Annotated in this window: 18 protein-coding genes; 11 read left to right on the top strand and 7 right to left on the bottom strand. The window is 76.0% G+C overall.

Features of this window, described 5'->3' with window-relative positions:
* The first annotated feature begins 41 nt into the window (after positions 1 to 41).
* On the top strand, positions 42 to 1,178 hold the full coding sequence (locus LY71_RS09820; protein WP_106276840.1) for a citrate synthase 2: 1,137 nt from the start codon (positions 42 to 44) through the stop codon (positions 1,176 to 1,178).
* Between the two features lie 143 nt (positions 1,179 to 1,321).
* Complete coding sequence (gene serC, locus LY71_RS09815) at positions 1,322 to 2,437, top strand: phosphoserine transaminase (protein WP_106276838.1); 1,116 nt, start codon at positions 1,322 to 1,324, stop codon at positions 2,435 to 2,437.
* A gap of 18 nt (positions 2,438 to 2,455) precedes the next feature.
* Here serC and LY71_RS09810 read toward each other — a convergent pair whose 3' ends face one another.
* Entirely contained in the window at positions 2,456 to 3,706 is a 1,251-nt protein-coding gene (locus LY71_RS09810; RefSeq protein ID WP_106276836.1) for an osmoprotectant NAGGN system M42 family peptidase, read from the bottom strand.
* 172 nt (positions 3,707 to 3,878) lie between these two features.
* Between LY71_RS09810 and sepH the strand changes: the two genes are divergently transcribed.
* A complete protein-coding gene (gene sepH, locus LY71_RS09805) occupies positions 3,879 to 4,763 on the top strand; it encodes a septation protein SepH (protein WP_106276834.1) in 885 nt (294 codons plus the stop codon).
* A 93-nt stretch (positions 4,764 to 4,856) separates the two neighbouring features.
* Positions 4,857 to 5,330 carry a YflT domain-containing protein gene (locus tag LY71_RS09800; protein ID WP_106276832.1) on the top strand — a complete coding sequence of 158 codons (474 nt, stop codon included), beginning with the start codon at positions 4,857 to 4,859 and terminating at the stop codon, positions 5,328 to 5,330.
* On the opposite strand, the gene LY71_RS09795 is transcribed toward LY71_RS09800, so the two are convergent.
* On the bottom strand, positions 5,327 to 6,136 hold the full coding sequence (locus tag LY71_RS09795; RefSeq protein WP_106276831.1) for a TrmH family RNA methyltransferase: 810 nt from the start codon (positions 6,134 to 6,136) through the stop codon (positions 5,327 to 5,329). The two genes, LY71_RS09800 and LY71_RS09795, sit on opposite strands and share 4 nt — an antisense overlap.
* Before the next feature lie 50 nt (positions 6,137 to 6,186).
* Here LY71_RS09795 and LY71_RS09790 point away from each other — a divergent pair, with 50 nt between their 5' ends.
* The 5 genes from LY71_RS09790 to LY71_RS09770 all read left to right on the top strand — a co-directional run bounded on the left by LY71_RS09790 (position 6,187) and on the right by LY71_RS09770 (position 10,395).
* The gene (locus tag LY71_RS09790) at positions 6,187 to 7,152 is read left to right on the top strand and encodes an NAD(P)/FAD-dependent oxidoreductase (RefSeq protein WP_106277166.1); all 966 of its coding nucleotides are present in this window, start codon (positions 6,187 to 6,189) and stop codon (positions 7,150 to 7,152) included.
* The gene (locus LY71_RS09785) at positions 7,152 to 8,183 is read left to right on the top strand and encodes an ABC-2 transporter permease (RefSeq protein ID WP_106276829.1); all 1,032 of its coding nucleotides are present in this window, start codon (positions 7,152 to 7,154) and stop codon (positions 8,181 to 8,183) included. Before LY71_RS09790 ends, LY71_RS09785 begins: the two co-directional genes overlap by 1 nt.
* A 99-nt stretch (positions 8,184 to 8,282) precedes the next feature.
* Positions 8,283 to 9,008, top strand: coding sequence for an ABC transporter ATP-binding protein (locus tag LY71_RS09780; protein ID WP_106276827.1), 726 nt, complete (start codon positions 8,283 to 8,285; stop codon positions 9,006 to 9,008).
* Positions 9,005 to 9,781 (top strand): ABC transporter permease, encoded by a 777-nt coding sequence (locus tag LY71_RS09775; RefSeq protein WP_245887802.1) that lies wholly within the window; start codon positions 9,005 to 9,007, stop codon positions 9,779 to 9,781. Before LY71_RS09780 ends, LY71_RS09775 begins: the two co-directional genes overlap by 4 nt.
* Positions 9,782 to 9,834: 53 nt before the next feature.
* Positions 9,835 to 10,395 (top strand): TetR/AcrR family transcriptional regulator, encoded by a 561-nt coding sequence (locus tag LY71_RS09770; protein WP_106276825.1) that lies wholly within the window; start codon positions 9,835 to 9,837, stop codon positions 10,393 to 10,395.
* Here the strand turns inward: LY71_RS09770 and LY71_RS09765 are convergent.
* Positions 10,353 to 11,204: a thioesterase family protein gene (locus tag LY71_RS09765; protein WP_245887801.1), complete on the bottom strand. Its 852-nt coding sequence runs from the start codon at positions 11,202 to 11,204 to the stop codon at positions 10,353 to 10,355. The genes LY71_RS09770 and LY71_RS09765 overlap by 43 nt on opposite strands.
* A 28-nt stretch (positions 11,205 to 11,232) precedes the next feature.
* On the opposite strand from LY71_RS09765, the gene LY71_RS09760 reads away from it, so the two are divergent.
* Together LY71_RS09760 and LY71_RS09755 are read left to right on the top strand one after the other, a co-directional pair.
* On the top strand, positions 11,233 to 12,201 hold the full coding sequence (locus LY71_RS09760; RefSeq protein WP_106277159.1) for an aldo/keto reductase: 969 nt from the start codon (positions 11,233 to 11,235) through the stop codon (positions 12,199 to 12,201).
* Between the two features lie 179 nt (positions 12,202 to 12,380).
* Entirely contained in the window at positions 12,381 to 14,075 is a 1,695-nt protein-coding gene (locus LY71_RS09755) for a peroxidase family protein (protein WP_106276823.1), read from the top strand.
* Positions 14,076 to 14,094: 19 nt separating this feature from the next.
* Here LY71_RS09755 and thpR read toward each other — a convergent pair whose 3' ends face one another.
* From thpR to LY71_RS09735, 4 genes are all read right to left on the bottom strand, one after another.
* Positions 14,095 to 14,622 carry an RNA 2',3'-cyclic phosphodiesterase gene (thpR, locus tag LY71_RS09750; protein ID WP_245887800.1) on the bottom strand — a complete coding sequence of 176 codons (528 nt, stop codon included), beginning with the start codon at positions 14,620 to 14,622 and terminating at the stop codon, positions 14,095 to 14,097.
* Positions 14,623 to 14,648: 26 nt separating this feature from the next.
* Positions 14,649 to 15,056 carry a hypothetical protein gene (locus LY71_RS09745; RefSeq protein WP_106276819.1) on the bottom strand — a complete coding sequence of 136 codons (408 nt, stop codon included), beginning with the start codon at positions 15,054 to 15,056 and terminating at the stop codon, positions 14,649 to 14,651.
* A gap of 74 nt (positions 15,057 to 15,130) precedes the next feature.
* Positions 15,131 to 16,405 (bottom strand): MFS transporter, encoded by a 1,275-nt coding sequence (locus tag LY71_RS09740; protein WP_106276817.1) that lies wholly within the window; start codon positions 16,403 to 16,405, stop codon positions 15,131 to 15,133.
* Positions 16,402 to 16,836: a MarR family winged helix-turn-helix transcriptional regulator gene (locus tag LY71_RS09735; protein WP_106276815.1), complete on the bottom strand. Its 435-nt coding sequence runs from the start codon at positions 16,834 to 16,836 to the stop codon at positions 16,402 to 16,404. The genes LY71_RS09740 and LY71_RS09735 overlap by 4 nt, the downstream gene beginning before the upstream one ends.
* Between the last annotated feature and the right edge of the window lie 23 nt (positions 16,837 to 16,859).

The following is a 16,859-nucleotide window of genomic DNA, read 5'->3' as shown; positions in this document are numbered from 1 at the left end:
CCCGAGCGCGCACGAGGATCGCGCCCAGAGGAGCATGCGAGATGGCCGACGACTTCGTACCCGGCCTGGAGGGCGTCATCGCCTTCGAGACCACGATCGCCGAGCCCGACAAGGACGGCGGCGCGCTGCGCTACCGCGGGGTCGACATCGAGGACCTGGTCGGCAAGATCACCTTCGGCAACGTGTGGGCGCTGCTGGTCGACGGCAAGTTCGGGCCCGGCCTGCCGCCGGCCGAGCCGTTCCCCATCCCGGTGCACAGCGGCGACGTCCGCGTCGACGTGCAGGCCGCGCTGGCGATGCTGGCGCCGTTCTGGGGCTACCGGCCGCTGCTGGACATCAGCGACGACGAGGCCCGCGAGCAACTGGCCCGGGCCGCGGTGATGGCGCTGTCCTACGTCGCCCAGTCCGCGCGCGGCATCGGCACCCCGGCGGTGCCCCAGAGCCGCATCGACGAGGCCGCGACCATCGTCGAGCGCTTCATGGTCCGCTGGCGCGGCGAGCCCGACCCCCGTCACGTGGCCGCCGTCGACGCCTACTGGACGTCGGCGGCCGAGCACGGCATGAACGCCTCGACGTTCACCGCCCGCGTCATCGCCTCCACCGGCGCCGACGTGGCCGCCGCGATGTCGGGCGCCATCGGCGCCATGTCGGGCCCTCTGCACGGCGGCGCGCCCTCCCGGGTCCTGCACATGCTCGACGGCGTCGAGCAGGCCGAGAACGCGGACACCTACGTCAAGGGCCTGCTCGACCGCGGCGAGCGGCTGATGGGCTTCGGCCACCGCGTCTACCGCGCCGAGGACCCGCGCGCCCGCGTGCTGCGCAAGGCCGCCAAGGAGCTCGGCGCGCCGCGCTTCGAGGCCGCACTGGCCCTGGAGCAGGCCGCGCTCAAGGAGCTGCGCGAGCGGCGCCCGGACCGGCCGATCGAGACCAACGTCGAGTTCTGGGCGGCGATCGTGCTCGACTTCGCCGAGGTGCCCAGCCACATGTTCACCTCGATGTTCACCTGCGCCCGCACCGCCGGCTGGTGCGCGCACATCCTGGAGCAGAAGCAGACCGGCCGCCTCGTGCGCCCCTCGGCCCGCTACGTCGGCCCCGAGGCGCGCCGGCCCGAGGACGTCGACGGCTTCGACACCATCACCGTCAAGGCCATCGACGAGGCCGCCCCCAGCCCCGCCTGACGAAGGACCACCCTTCCCCCACGCCTCGCTCCGCTCGGCGCGGGCCCCTGAAGGGTGGCCGTTCCAGTCCGTCACCGGCCCGGGCCCGCGACCGCGGACCCGGGCCGTCGCCGTCCGACCCCGCACCGAGAGGCACCCCGCACATGAGCATCCAGATCCCCGCCGAGCTCCTGCCCGCCGACGGCCGGTTCGGGTGCGGCCCGTCGAAGGTGCGCCCCGAGGCGCTGCGGGCGCTGGCCTCCGACGGCGCCGCGGTCATGGGCACCTCGCACCGCCAGGCACCGGTCAAGGGACTGGTCCGGCAGGTGCGCGAGGGGCTGGCCCAGCTGTTCGACCTGCCCGAGGGGTACGAGGTCGTGCTCGGCAACGGCGGCAGCACCGCCTTCTGGGACGCCGCGGCGTTCGGCCTCATCCGGCGGCGCAGCGCGCACGGCACCTACGGGGAGTTCTCCGCCAAGTTCGCCTCCGGGGTGGCCGAGGTGCCCTTCCTGGAGGAGCCGGTGGTGGCGAAGGCCGCACCCGGCTCCCTCGCGCTGCCGAAGGGCGAGCCCGGCGTCGACGCCTACGCCTGGGCGCACAACGAGACCTCGACCGGCGTCATGGCGCCCGTCGTCCGTCCCCGACACGCCGACGACGACGCGCTGGTGCTCGTCGACGCCACCAGCGGCGCCGGCGGCCTGCCGGTCGACGTCGCCCAGACCGACGCCTACTACTTCGCGCCGCAGAAGTCCTTCGCCGCCGACGGCGGCCTGTGGATCGCGCTGATGAGCCCGGCCGCACTGGAGCGGGTGGCCGAGATCAAGGCCGCCGGGCGCTGGATCCCCGGCTTCCTCGACCTGTCGATCGCCATCGACAACTCCACCAAGGACCAGACCTACAACACCCCGGCCGTCGCCACGCTGTTCCTGCTCGCCGACCAGGTCCGCTGGATGCTGGGCCTCGGCGGCCTGTCGGGCACGGTGGCGCGCAGCCAGGAGTCGGCGCACCGGCTCTACGGCTGGGCGGAGAAGTCCTCCTACGCGACGCCGTTCGTCCCCGACCGCGACCAGCGCAGCCTCGTCGTCGGGACCGTCGACTTCGACGCGTCGGTCGACGCCGCGGCGCTGGCGAGGACGCTGCGGGCCAACGGCGTCGTCGACGTCGAGCCCTACCGCAAGCTCGGCCGCAACCAGCTGCGGGTGGGCATGTTCCCCGCCGTCGACCCCGACGACGTCAGCGCGCTGACCGCCTGCATCGACTTCGTCGTCGAGCGCCTCTGAGCGAGCGGGCCCGCTCGCTCAGCGGGCCTGCTCGCCGTCGGCGGGCTGCACCGCGGTGCTCGGGAAGTCGCTCAGGTCGCCGGTGGGACGGCGGTCCCAGCTGCGGAACGTGAGGTCGGTCTGCAGGTAGAGCGCCACCAGCTCCGCGGTGCTGCGGATGCCGTCGAGGTGGGTGCGCTCGTTGCCGTGGCTGCCGTCGATGCCGAAGCCGATCAGCGCGGCGCGGGTGTTGGCCCCGGCCTCGAGCGCCGACGCCGCGTCGGAGCGGTAGTACTTGTAGACGTCCCGGCGGTGCGGCACCTCGTGCACCCGGCACAGGTCGATCAGGTGCCGGGTCAGGTGGTAGTCGAAGGGCCCGGTCGAGTCCTGCATCGCGATGTTGACGCACTGCTCGGAGGACGCCTGGCCCGGCGCGACCACCGAGGTGTCGATCGAGACGAGCTCGGCGACGTCGGCGTCCAGGCCGTGGCTGGCCCCCAGGCCCACCTCCTCGGCGATGGTCACCAGCAGGTGCGCGGTCACCGGCACCTCGACGCCGTGGTCGACGATCGCCTTGAACGCGCCCAGCGCGGCCGCGATGCCGGCCTTGTCGTCGAGGTGCCGCGAGTTGACGAACCCGCTGCCGGTGATCACCGGCTGGGCGTCGATCGCGACGAAGTCGCCCACCTGGATGCCGCGGCGCTCCAGGTCGGCCCGGCTGTGCACCACCTCGTCGACGCGGACCTCCACGAAGTCCCAGCCCACGCCCTGCTCGTCGACCTCGTCGCCGTAGCGGTGCCCGCTGGCCTTGATCGGCAGGATCGTGCCGGTGTGCCAGTAGTCGCCGGAGACGTCGTCGCTGAAGATCGTCACCCGCGCGCCCTCGGCGAAGCGGGCGCTGTGCGTGCCCACCGGCACGATGGCCAGCCGGCCGTTGTCCTTGAGCTGGCTGACCATGCAGCCGATCGTGTCGGCGTGCACGACCACGGTGCGGTCGGCGCCCGGCGAGCGGCTGGGCAGCTCGGCGATCAGCGCCCCGCGGCGGGTCACCTCGAAGTCCAGGCCCAGGTCGCGCAGCTCGCCGCCGATGAGCTGCATGACGTGGTCGGTGCGGCCCGAGGGGCTGGGGATGGTGAGCAGCTCCATCATCACGCGCTGGACGTAGTCCATGTCGATGGGCAGGCGCTTCTGGCCCGCGTCGACCGGGGAGGGCAGGAAGCGCTCGTTGCGCTCGACGTCGTCGAGGGTGTCGTCGCGGACGAGGCCGTCGTCCCGGGGACCGGTCAGCATGGACGCCGAGTCTAGGAGCGCCCGCCGCGGTTCCCGGGCTGCCCCCGGGGGCCCCTTCCCGGCCGCCACGCCGCACGACGTGCAGCGCGCCCCCCGTGCGCGCGGATAGCCTCGCGCGTGGCCCGGTGTCCCCGCGGCCGGTCCCGTCCCGCCGCCGTCCGAGGAGGTCGCCGTGCGCACCCTGCGCCTCGTGGGCCTGTCCGACGACGGCCGGAGCCTGCTGCTCGCCCTCGAGAACGCCGACGGCGAGGAGGAGCGCTTCGCGCTGCCGGTCGACGACCGGCTCCGCGCGGCCGCCCGCGGCGACACCCGCCGGCTGGGCCAGATCGAGGTCGACAGCGCGCTGTCGCCCCGCACCATCCAGCAGCGCATCCGCGCCGGCGAGACGCCCGAGCAGGTGGCCGCGGCCTCGGGCACCCGGGTCGAGCGGATCATGCGCTTCGCCCACCCGGTGCTGCAGGAGCGCTCGCGCATCGCCGAGCAGGCGCGCGAGGCCCGGGTGCGGCTGTCGGAGGGCACGCCCGGCGTCGCCCTGCAGCAGTTCCTCGCCGAGCGGCTGCGGCTGCTCGGCGCCGACCTCGACGCCGTCCGCTGGGACGCCGCCCGGGCCGACGACGGCACCTGGGTGGTCAGCGCCGCCTGGCGGGCCGGCGCCAAGGAGGGCACCACCTCCTGGGCCTACGACCTGCCGGCCCGCACGGTCAGCCCGCTCGACGCGGCGACCCGGGACTTCGCCGAGGGCACCCGCCTGGTGCGCGTGGTCCCCGGCGTGCCGGCGGAGCGCCCGGCCCTGCCGCTGCACCGCAGCGCCGCCGTCCCGGAACGGGCCGCGGCGCCCGAGCGCCCCGTCCCCGAGCGGGCACCCGCCCCCGAGCGGGCCGCGCCGCCCGCCGGGCCGGCCGCCGCCCGGGGCGCCGGCGTCCCCGACGACGAGGACGTCTCCGAGCACGACACCGTCGTGCTGCGGCCCGGGGAGACCGACCGCGAGGACGAGGACCCGCGCGCCCGGGTCCCGGCGTGGGAGGACATCGTCTTCGGGGTGCGCCGCAACCACTGACCGACGGCGGTGTGACCGACCGGACGTGTCCGACCGGATTGCGCGGGTAGCTCCTTCTTGCACGCACGAGCACGCGCGGGAGTGGAGCGAGTCATGTCGATGTCGGTGTCGATGCCGCTGGGCGGCGTCCAGGTGGGGACCTACCAGAGCTACCAGCAGGCCCAGGCCGCGGTGGACCACCTCTCCGACGAGAAGTTCCCGGTCGAGAACGTCACGATCATCGGGTCGGACCTGCGGATGGTCGAGCGGGTGACCGGCCGGCTGACCTGGGGCCGGGCGATCGGCGCCGGCGCGGCCAGCGGCGCCTGGTGGGGTCTGTTCGTCGGCCTGCTGCTCGGCATCTTCGCGCCGAGCGGCACGAGCTGGGTCAGCTCGGTCCTGACCGGTCTCCTGATCGGTCTGCTCTTCGGCGCGCTGTTCGGCGCGATGGGCTACGCGGCCACCCGCGGCCAGCGCGACTTCACCAGCGTCTCGCAGGTCGTCGCCAGCCGGTACGAGGTCATGTGCGCTCCCCCGCAGGCCGAGCAGGCCCGGGAGATCCTGGCGCGCTGGTCGCTGCGCAACTAGCGCAGGGCCGCGAAGGCCACCGCCGCCGCGGCGGCGACCCCGAGCGAGTCGACGCCGGCCCGCATCGGGATCCGGGCGCGCACCCGCGCCGCCGCCTGCGCCTCCGGCGTGAGGCCCGGCCCCTCGGCGCCCAGCAGCACCGCCGTGCGCGGGTGCGCGCGCGGGTCGACGTCGGCCAGGTCGACCGCGTCCGGGGCCGGGGTGAGCGCGACGGTGAGGTAGCCGGCGTCGTGCAGCCGCGCCAGCCCGCCGGGCCAGTCGGCCAGGACGGCGAACGGCAGCGCCAGCACGTGGCCCATCGACACCCGCACCGCCCGCCGGTAGAGGGGGTCGGCGCAGCGCGGGTCGAGCAGCAGCCCGTCGACGCCGAGGGCCACCGCGGAGCGGGCGATCGAGCCCAGGTTCTCGGCGTCGTTGAGCGCCTCGAGCACCGCCAGCCGCCGCGGCGCGGCCGGGTCGGGGCCGGCCAGCAGCGCGTCGACGTCGTCCGCCGGACGGCGGTCGGCGGAGGCCAGCACCCCGCGGGTGAGCCGGAACCCGATGAGCTCCGAGAGCACCCACTTGTCCATCTCGTAGGCGGCCACACCCTCCGGCAGGTCCAGCTCGGCCAGCCGCCCCGGGACGCCGAGCACCGAACGCACCCGGTACGGCGAGGCCAGCAGCCGCTGCACCGCCGGCACGCCCTCGACGATCACCGGGCCGGTGCCCCGCTCGCGCCCGGCCGGCCGGTCGCCGGCGTGCAGGTCGCGGAAGTCGGCGACCCGCGGGTCGGCGGGGTCGTCGATCGGCACGGGGACGGCGGGCACGACCCGATCCTCCCCGAGCGCCACCGCCGCGCTGCCCGCAGGATCCAGTGGTGCCCAACTCAGTCGTCGTCGGGGCCGGCATCGCCGGTGCCGCCTGCGCCCGCGCGCTCGCCGCGGCCGGCGTCCCCGTGCAGGTCCTCGACCGCGGCCGCCGCCCCGGTGGGCGGATGGCCTCCCGCACCCTCTCCGGCCGGGTCACCGACCTCGGTGCCTCCTACCTGACCGCCGCCGACGGCTCGCCGTTCGCCGCCGTGGTCGCCGACTGGGTGTCCCGCGGCCTGGCCCGCCCCTGGACCGACACCTTCGCCGTCGCCGGCCCCGACGGCGTCGAGCGCACCACCAGCGGGCCCGTGCGCTACGCCGCCCCCGGCGGGCTGCGCTCGCTGGTCGCCGACCTCGCCGAGGGCCTCGACGTCGTCCAGGAGCGGACGGTCGGCCGGGTGGAGCCCGGCCCGCGGGTGGACGGCGAGGACGCGACCGCCGTCGTCCTGGCCCTGCCCGACCCGCAGGCGCGGCGGCTGCTGCCCGCCGACCTCGCCGGCCGGCTGCTCGGCGAGCGCGAGTGGCGGCCGAGCCTCTCCGTCGCCCTGGGCTGGGACGAGCGGCGCTGGCCGGCCGACCTGCACGGCGCCTTCGTGCACGACGACCCGGTGCTGGAGTGGGTGGCCGACGACGGCGACCGGCGGGGCGACGGCGCGCCCGTCCTGGTGGCCCACACGACGGGGGACGCGGCCGCGGCGCACCTCGAGGACCCCGACGCCGCCGCGCCCGCGGTCGCCGAGGCCGTGCGGCGGGTGCTCGGCATCGACGCGCCGCCGTCCTGGACGCACGTGCACCGCTGGTCGTTCGCCCGGCCGGCGGACCCGCGGGAGGAACCCTTCGGCCGCGTCGACGGGATCGCCGCGTGCGGCGACGGCTGGCGGGCGCCGTCGAAGGTGGAGAGCGCCTGGACCTCCGGTCACCTGCTCGGCACCGAGCTCGGCACCGAGCTCGGCGCCGAGCCGGGGAGCCGCTGATGCCGGGCGGGCTCGCGCCTCCCCCGGGCCCGGCCGACCAGACGGCCGAGGAGGAGCGCTCCGCGGGCTCGCCGGCGAAGGCGGGCCTGCGCGGCATTGTCCTGCCCGCCGTGGTCGCGGTGCTGGTCGGCTGCCTGTACCTGGCCGTCCAGCTGTCCGTCTCGACCACCTCGACACCGCGCGACCTGCCGGTCGGCGTGGTCGGCAGCGCCGAGCAGGTCGACCGGGTCCGGGCCCAGGTGGAGCAGGCCCAGCCCGGTGCCCTGCGGCTGGTCGCGCTGCCGGACGCCGCCGCGGCCGAGCAGGCGGTGCGCCGCGACGAGGTCCGCGGCGCCCTGGTGCTCGACGGGCCCGCACCGCAGCTGCTGACCGCCGGCGCCCACGGCCAGGGGGTCACCGAGACGCTCACCGGCGCCTTCACCCCGGTCGCCCAGCAGGCCGGGCAGCAGCTCGCGGTCACCGACGTGGCCCCCCTGGTGGCGCAGGACGCCCGTGGGCGGGCCCTCGACCACACCGCCTTCGCCGTGGTGCTCGGCGGCTTCCTGTTCGGGATCACCAGCTACCAGGTGGCGCCCCAGCTCGCGCTGCGGCTGCGCCTGGCCAGCTCCGGGCTGTTCGCGGTCGCCGCCGGTGCCACCGGGGCCCTGCTCAGCCGGGCGGTCTTCGACGCGGTGCCGGGGTCGGCCTGGACCATCGGCGGGCTGGTGGCCCTGCTGGCGCTGGCGTCCGGCGCCTTCGCGGCGCTGACCCTGCGGCTGCTCGGCGGCGTGGGCACCTTCGCGGCCACCGCGGTGCTGCTCATCCTCGGCGCGGCGACCAGCACCGGGAGCGACCCGGCGGAGTACCTGCCGGGGTGGGCGGCGCCACTGGCCTCGGTCCTGCCCTCGGGCGTGGCCGTCCAGGGGCTGCGCGACGCCGTCTACTTCACCGGCGGCGGAGCGCTGCGCGCCGTCGTCGTCCTGGCGCTCTGGGCGGGGGTGCCCTTCCTCGTCATCGCCGTCCTCGACGCCGTCACCCGCCGCCGCGGCTGACCGCGGGCAGGGCCCACCGGCAGGGACCAAGGGCTCCGTTGACAACTCATCTACCGTTGAGTTCATCAGGCGTTGAGTTCTCGTCCTCGGGAGGCCACCATGACCGACGCCGTCACCGTCACCGACCTGGTCGTCGACCGGGGGCACCGCCGGGTGATCCCCGGGTTGTCCTGCGCCGTGCCGGCGGGCCGGGTCACCGGCCTGCTCGGGCCCAGCGGCAGCGGGAAGACGACCCTGATGCGCGCGCTGGTGGGCGTGCAGCAGGTCCGCTCGGGCACGGTCACCGTGCTCGGCGAGCCGGCGGGCAGCCCCGGGCTGCGCTCGCGCGTGGGCTACGTGACCCAGGCGCCGAGCGTCTACCCCGACCTCACCGTGCGGGAGAACGCCCGCCACTTCGCCGCGCTGTACGGCCGCGGCGCCCGGGCGGCCGACGACGCCCTGGAGGCCGTGGGCCTGACCGACGCCGCCGGGCAGCTGGTCGCCGACCTCTCCGGCGGCCAGCGCGGCCGGGCCTCGCTGGCCTGCGCGCTGGTGGGCGAGCCCGAGCTGCTCGTCCTCGACGAGCCGACGGTGGGCCTGGACCCGGTGCTGCGGGTGGAGCTGTGGGAGCGCTTCCACGCGCTGGCCGTGGCCGGCACCACGCTGGTGGTGTCCAGCCACGTCATGGACGAGGCCGGCCGCTGCGACCGGCTGCTGCTGCTGCGGGAGGGCCGGCTGCTGGCCGACTCCACCCCCGCACAGCTGCGCGCCGACTCCGGCACCGACGACCTCGAGGAGTCCTTCCTCCGCCTGGTGCGGGCCCAGCAGCAGGAGGTGGCGGCGTGAGCACCGCGACCACCGTGCTGAGCCCCCGGCTCACCGGCGCCACCACCGCCCGGGTGCTGCGGCAGCTGCGCCACGACCACCGGACCATCGCGATGATGGTGCTGCTGCCGAGCCTGTTGCTCGGGCTGCTGTACCTGCTGTGGAAGGACGTGCCGAGCCTGCCCGGGCAGCCGAGCACCTTCGACCGGGTCGGGCTGACGATGCTGGGCATCTTCCCGTTCGTGGTGATGTTCCTGGTCACCAGCATCGCGATGCTGCGGGAGCGCACCTCCGGCACGCTCGAGCGGCTGCTCACCACCCCGCTGTCCCGGCTGGACCTGCTGCTCGGCTACGGCGCCGCCTTCGGCCTGGCCGCGGCGGCGCAGGCGGTGGTGACGGTGACCGTGGCGACGACGGTCTACGACCTGCAGATCGCCGGGTCGGTCTGGCTGGTCGTCCTCATCGCGGTCGCCAACGCCGTCCTCGGCGTGGCCCTGGGGCTGCTGGCCAGCGCGTTCGCCCGCAGCGAGTTCCAGGCGGTGCAGTTCATGCCGGTGATCGTGCTGCCGCAGTTCTTCCTCTGCGGGCTGCTGGTGCCGCGCGAGCAGATGGCCGGCTGGCTGCAGGCGATCAGCGACGTGCTGCCGCTGACCTACGCCGTGGAGGCCCTGCAGGAGGTCGGGCGGTCGGCCGCGGAGACCGGCACGATGTGGACCGACGTCGGCATCGTGGCCGGCGCGGCCGTGCTCGCCCTCGCCCTGGCGGCGGCGACCCTGCGGAGGAGGACCAGCTGACGGCAGCCCGGCGCCCGGGACGGCGCCCCGGCAACCCCGACACCCGGGAGGCGGTGCTGGCTGCGGCCCGCACCGCCTTCGCCGACCGCGGGTACGACGGCGCCTCGATCCGGGGGATCGCCACCGCCGCGGGGGTGGACCCCGCGCTCGTGCACCACTACTTCGGCACGAAGGACGCCCTGTTCGTGGCGGCGGTGCAGGCGCCGGTCGACCCGGACGACTTCCTGCCCGAGGTGCTCGCCGCGCCGCCGGAGGAGCGCGGCACCGCGGTCGTGCGCATGGTGCTGCACGTGTGGGACGGCCCCGGCCGGCCGGCCGTGCTGGCCCTGGTCCGCTCCGCGGTCAACCACGAGTGGTCGGCGAGGCTCCTGCGCGAGTTCGTCCTGGCGAAGATCGTCCGGCGGGTCGTGGGCTCGGTGGAGATGCCCCGCGAGGAGCGGGAGGCACGCGGCGCGCTGGTGGCCTCGCAGGTCGCCGGGCTGGTCATGATGCGCTACGTGCTGCGGCTGGAACCGCTGGCGTCGGCCTCCCCCGACGAGGTGGCGGCAGCGGTGGGCCCGACCGTGCAGCGCTACCTCACCGGCGACGTCGCCCTGCCGGGCCGGCGCGACTGACGGGCGACCCGGGCCAGCTGGCGGGCCTGGGCGACCAGCCGGCCGGCGGAGTCCCAGATCCGGCACTCCTCGTCCGACCAGCCGCCGGTCACCTCGGTCGACCGCGACTCGACCAGGCACCAGCCCCGCGCGGGCAGCGCGCGCACCAGTACCTGCAGCTGCACGGTGGGCGCCCAGCCGGGCTCGCCGACCGCGAACGCGGTGGGCGGCAGCGCGTCGGCGAACAGCAGCAGCGCGAGCGGGTCGGGGTCGCGGCCGTCGGCCAGCCGGATCCACGCGCGCAGCAGCCGCCGGTCCGAGGGCCGGCCGGCCACCCAGCCCGCGGTCGCGGGGTCCAGCCGGGTGTCGAGCTGACGGGCCAGGCCGACGGCCGGACCGCCCTCGGCGGTGCGGGTGGCCACGCACGCGTCGGGGGCGGGCAGCGGCGGCGCGGGGTTGACCGTGTAGTCGGCCGGGTCGCTGCCCAGCGTCGCCGTCGTCACCTGGACCGACAGCGTGGGGCCGGCCGCGCCGGCGAGCAGGACCGAGGAGTGCGCGAGCGTCCGCCCCGCCGGACCCGCCGTGACCGCCAGGTCGGCCGGCCCGCCCGGGGTGGCGCGCAGGTAGCTGGCCGACAGCGCCACCGGGTGCGGGTGGGGGCTGTCGGCCAGCGCCGCCCGCGCGACGACGGCGAGCAGGTAGCCGCCGTTGAGCACGCCGTTGCCGACGTCCCAGCCCGGGTCCAGGTCGGCCCGGAGGCCGCCACCCTCGGTCCGGGTGACGGCGGTGGCGCGGTCGAAGGCGGACCGTCCGGTGTCGTTCTGCGGCACGGCGGCCAGGGTGCCAGGGTGGCCGGACGTGGAGTACACACACCTCGGACGCAGCGGCCTGTCGGTCTCCCGGCTGTGCCTCGGGACCATGAACTTCGGCTGGCGGACCGCGGAGGCCGACGCCCACGCGGTCATGGACCGGGCGCACGAAGCGGGCGTCACCTTCTTCGACACCGCCAACGTCTACGGCTTCGAGGCCGGCAAGGGCCGCACCGAGGAGGTGCTCGGCACCTGGTTCGCCCAGGGCGGTGAGCGCCGGGAGCGGACCGTGCTGGCCACCAAGGTCTACGGCTCGATGAGCGACTGGCCCAACGACACGTTCCTGTCCGCCCGCAACCTGGTCCGCTCGGCCGACGCGTCGCTGCGCCGCCTGCAGACCGACTGGATCGACCTCTACCAGTTCCACCACGTCGACCTCGCCACACCCTGGGACGAGGTCTGGCAGGCCTGCGAGACGCTGGTCGCCCAGGGCAAGGTGCTCTACGTCGGGTCCTCCAACCACGCCGCCTGGCACCTGGTCGCCGCCAACGAGGCCGCCGCCCGCCGGGGGTTCCTCGGCCTGGTCAGCGAGCAGTCGCACTACAACCTGCTCACCCGGCACGTGGAGCTCGAGGTGCTGCCCGCGGCGCGGCGCTACGGCATCGGGGTGATCCCGTGGAGCCCGCTGGCGCAGGGCCTGCTCGCCGGCGTGCTCGGCGACCAGGAGGGCGACCGCCGGCACGCCGACCGCAACCGGGAGCGCATCGAGCGGCACCGCCCGGCGCTGCAGGCCTTCGAGGACGCCTGCCGCGACTGGGGCCTGGCACCGGCCGACGTCGCCCTGGCCTGGCTGCTGCACCAGGACGGCGTGACCGCGCCGATCGTCGGCCCGCGCACGCTCGAGCAGTTCGAGGGGTCGCTGTCGGCGCTGGACGTGCGTCTGGAGCAGGCGCAGCTCGACCGGCTCGACGAGGTCTTCCCCGGCTACCGCACCGCGCCGGAGGAGTACGCGTGGTGAGGCGGTAGACAACGGGTGACGCCTCCACCACCCAGCGCGACGCGCCGTCGTCCGGCCCCCAGAACTGGGGGTGGGGGACCCCCTCGGCCGTGGATGTGCCGCCCGCCGCGGCGCTGTGACCCTCGCCGGGACGCGAGCGGCCGACGGGGAGCCCGCTCGCCAGGACCGGGGGCGGTGCCGTGCGGGGTCACGAGGAGCAGGCCGGGTGTCCGTTCAGCGGGGCGGCGGCGCCGGGTCCCGCCCGGGTGTCGCGGCGCTCGGTCCTGGCCGGGCTGGCCGCGCTGACCGTGCTGCCCGTCCTGGGCGGCACGGCGCAGGCCGCACCCCCGGCCCCCGCGCCCTCGCGGCCGGCCGCGCCGCCGCGCCGGGCCCCGCGGGCGTCGCACGCGGTCGGTGACCCGCGCGGCAGCGACGTCGCGGTGCGCAGCGGCCGGGGCAGCGAGGCCCGCTTCGGGCTGATGTTCAAGCAGCTGCCGGCCTTCGAACCCCCGGACGCGCTGCTCACCGCGCTGGCGGTGTCGATGAACGACGGCAAGCGGCCGCTGTCCGACGTCGCCGACTCCGACGTCGCCTTCGACAACCCGGGGATGCCGGCGGGCTACATCTACCTCGGCCAGTTCATCGACCACGACATGACGCTGGACCGGACGCCGCTGACCCTGCAGCAGCAGGACCCCAAGGGGACGGTCAACTACGACTCGCCCCGCTTCGACCTGGCGAGCGTCTACGGCCGCGGGCCGGCCGGCAGTCCCGAGCTCTACGACCCGGCCCGCCCGGGCTACCTGCTGTGCAACGACCACGACGGCGTCCGCGACCTGCCGCGCGACGAGGACGGCGCGGCCTGGCTCGGCGACCCGCGCAACGACGAGAACCTGATCGTCGCCCAGCTGCACGCGGTCTTCCTGCGCCTGCACAACCGGCTGCGCGACGAGGGCAGCAGCTTCGAGCAGGCGCAGCAGCAGGTCCGCTGGCACTACCAGTGGCTGATCGTCAACGACTACCTGCCGCGCATCGTCGGCCGCGACGTCGTCGACCGCCTCCTGCGCCGCCGCCGCGGCAGGCCGATCGAGTTCCTCGGCCGGTTCTACAAGCCCCGCAACCCGCGCAAGCCGTACATGCCCGTCGAGTTCTCCGGCGCGGCCTACCGCTTCGGGCACAGCACGATCCGCGCCGAGTACGAGGTGCACGACCAGCTCACCGTGCCGATCTTCGGCGCCGACGGCCACCCCGACCTGCGCGGCAACCGCCCGGTCCCCGGCGACCTGTGGATCGACTGGAACTACTTCTTCGAGATCCCCGGGATGAGCACGCCCGACGACCGCAACACGGCCCGCACGATCGACACCCAGCTGTCGCTGCCGCTGTCCCGGCTGCCGTCGACCGTCGTCGCGCCGATCGCCGGGGCCATCGTGTCCCTGGCCGAGCGCAACCTGCTGCGCGGCAAGCGGCTGGGGCTGCCGGCCGGCCAGGACGTCGCGGTCGCCATGGGGCTGACCCCGCTGACCAACGCGCAGCTGGGCCTGACCGACCCGCGCTGGCAGGGCAAGGCGCCCCTGTGGTTCTACGTGCTCAAGGAGGCCGAGCTGCTCGGCGGCACCCGGCTGGGGCCGGTCGGCGGCACGATCGTCGCCGAGGTGCTCCTCGGGCTGATGGCCTGCGATCCCACCTCGTACTTCACGGCGAACCCGGACCTCGACCCCGGGGCGGGCTACGGCTTCGGGTCCTTCCTGCTCTGGGCCGACGCCATCGACCCGCGGGCGACCGAGCAGCCCGAGGAGGAGCTCCCCGAGGACGAGCTGCCCGAGGACGAGCTGCCGGAGGAGGACCTGCCCGAGCCCGACGACGAGGCCGAGCCGGAGCCGGCCGTCCCCTGAGCCCGCGGCCGGACGGGGCTCAGCCCACCGGCCACGTGCCGAGGGGGTCGTGGCGGCCGGCGGAGCTGCGCACGAGGGACACCTCGCGCAGCGGCCACGCCGGCCCCCGGTAGCCGGCCAGCCGGTCGGGCAGGTCGCCGTCGGCCGGCCGGCGGGGCAGCCAGCGGCCCAGCGTGAGGTGCGCCCGGAACGGACGGTCCTCCACCGGCAGGCCCAGCGCCCGGGCGGCGGCGGCCAGCCGGTCGGCCAGCGCGGCGAGGACGGCGACGTCGCCGTCGAGCCCGGCCCAGCACACCTGCGGACGCCGCCGGGAGCCGAACCGCCCGGCCCCGGCCAGCCGCAGCACCGCCGGCGGCGTCCGGCCGGCCGCCTCCCCCACCGCCGCGGTGAGGTCGGGCAGCAGCCCCGGCGGGACGGCGCCGAGGAACAGCAGCGTCAGGTGCCAGCGGGCCGGATCGCCCCAGCGGGGCGCACCCGCGGCGTCCCGGAGCGGGGCCAGGGCGGCGGCGAGGTGAGCGCGCGCCTCCCCGGGCGGCACCACCGACACGAACAGCCGCAGTGCCGCGGGCTCGCTCAGCGCACCACCAGGCCGGCCTCGACCAGGGCGGTCTCCACCCGCAGCCGTTCGACGTCGCGCGCCGGGCCCGGCGGCAGGCCGGCCAGCGCGTGCGGGACGGCGAGCTGGCCGGCCGCCTCGGTGAGCACGTCGTCGTAGGCGGCCTGGAACCCGCGCCGGCGCACCGCGGGCGAGCCGGCCGGGACCCGGTCGAGCTCGCGGGCCAGGCGGCGCAGGTCGGCGGCGACCTGCTCGACGGGGCGGTGCACCGGCTCGGGCGGCTGGTCGAGCCCGCGCGCCCGCCGGCGGGCGCGCAGGTCCATCCGCAGCTGGCCGGAGAACAGCCGGAAGGCCGCGCCCATCGCGGCGAAGCTGCCCACGAGCATGGCGGTGATCGCGAGCAGGTGCAGCAGTGCCTCGGTCATGGCGCTCCGTCGAGCCATGGGGGACGGTGGCCGCGACGGTACGTCGGGCAGGCGCCGTCCGCCAGGTGCCCGGGTCAGGACCGGGCGGGGACCCGCCGGCGGGCCAGCACCAGCCCGGCGGCGAGCGCGGCCAGCACGACGACCAGCCCGCCCAGGATGAGCCCCCACGGGGCGCCCAGGTGCTCGGACACCCAGCCGATCAGCGGCGCGCCCAGCGGGGTGCCGCCCATGAAGCAGGTGAAGTAGAGCGCCATCACCCGCCCGCGCACCTGCGGGTCGGTGCCCAGCTGCACGAAGCTGTTGTTGGCCACGCTGAACACGAGCGCGGCCGCGCCCGCGGGCACCAACAGGACGGCGAAGGCGGCGTACCCGGGCGCCAGCCCGCAGGCGATCGTGAGCAGGCCGAAGACCACCGCCGAGCCGACGAGGAAGCGCTGCCGCGGCCGGACGCTGCGCCGGGTGGACAGGAACGCGCCGGTGAGCGAGCCGATGGCGAACGCCGTCGACAGCAGGCCGAAGGCCTCCGCGCCCAGGTCGAACACCTCGCGGGCCATGAGCGCGATGGTCACCTGGTAGTTGAAGCCGAAGGTGCCGATGACGAAGGCGAGCACCATCGCCAGCACCAGGTCGGGGTGCGCCCAGGTGTAGGCCAGGCCCGCCCGCAGCTGACCGCGCCCGCGGGCCACCGGGGTGCTGCGGTCGAGCTCGCCGGGCCGCATGAGCAGCAGCGCGCCGATGGTGAAGGCGAAGCTGGCGGCGTTGACGAAGAAGGCCGGGGCGGTGTCCCCGCCGGAGGCGCCGATGAGCAGCCCGGCCAGCGACGGCCCGACCAGCCGGGCGCCGTTGAAGATCGTCGAGTTCAGCCCGACGGCGTTGGGCAGCAGGTCACCGCCGACCATCTCCGAGACGAACACCTGCCGCACGGGGGCGTCGATCGCCGACACCGAGCCCAGCCCCGCGGCCAGGAGGAAGACGTGCCACAGCGCGACGCCGCCGGTGGCCACCAGGACGCCGAGCACCACGGCCAGCAGCCCCATGAGCACCTGGGTGGCCACGAGCAGGCGGCGCTTGTCGTACCGGTCGGCGAGCACCCCGCCGTACATGCCGAGCAGCAGCGTCGGGCCGAACTGCAGCGCGGTGGTCACGCCGAGGGCGACCCCGCTGTCGCCGGAGAGCTGCAGCACCAGCCAGTCCTGGCCGATGCGCTGCATCCAGGTGCCGGTGAGGCTGACCAGGTTGGCCGAGGCGTAGAGCCGGAAGTTGTGCACCCGCAGCGACCGGAACGGCCCGCGGTCCGCCGGGGCCGGCGCGGTGGCGGCGGGGGTGGTCTCAGCGGCCGTGGCCGTCACCCACCGGCGAGCTCCTCCATGATCTCCGCGGCCTCGCGGAGGGTGGCCCGCTGCTCGGGCGTGAGCCGCTGCAGCTGGCCGGACAGCCACGCCTCGCGCGCCCGGGCCTCCTCGGCGAGCAGGTCCTCGGCCGCGGCGGTCAGCTCGATGACCACCTGCCGGCCGTCTGTCGGGTGCGGGCTGCGGGTGACCAGGCCCATCCCCTCGAGCGCGACGACGACGCGGGTCATCGACGGCGGCTGCACCCGCTCGTGGGCGGCCAGCTCCCCCGGGCTCATCGCGCCGTGCCGCCGGAGCGTGGACAGCGCGGCCAGGTGGGTGAGCGTGACCGAGGTGTCGACCCGCTGGTTGCGCAGCCGCCGGGAGAACCGCATGACCGCCAGCCGGAGGTCGTGCGCCAGCGCCGCGGTGTCCAGCGTCGAGCGGGTCACGGCGGGGAGCGTACCCGGACCGT

This window comes from Geodermatophilus tzadiensis (assembly GCF_003002915.1).
Taxonomy (GTDB): domain Bacteria; phylum Actinomycetota; class Actinomycetes; order Mycobacteriales; family Geodermatophilaceae; genus Geodermatophilus; species Geodermatophilus tzadiensis.
This window is presented reverse-complemented; position numbering and strand designations above follow the sequence as displayed.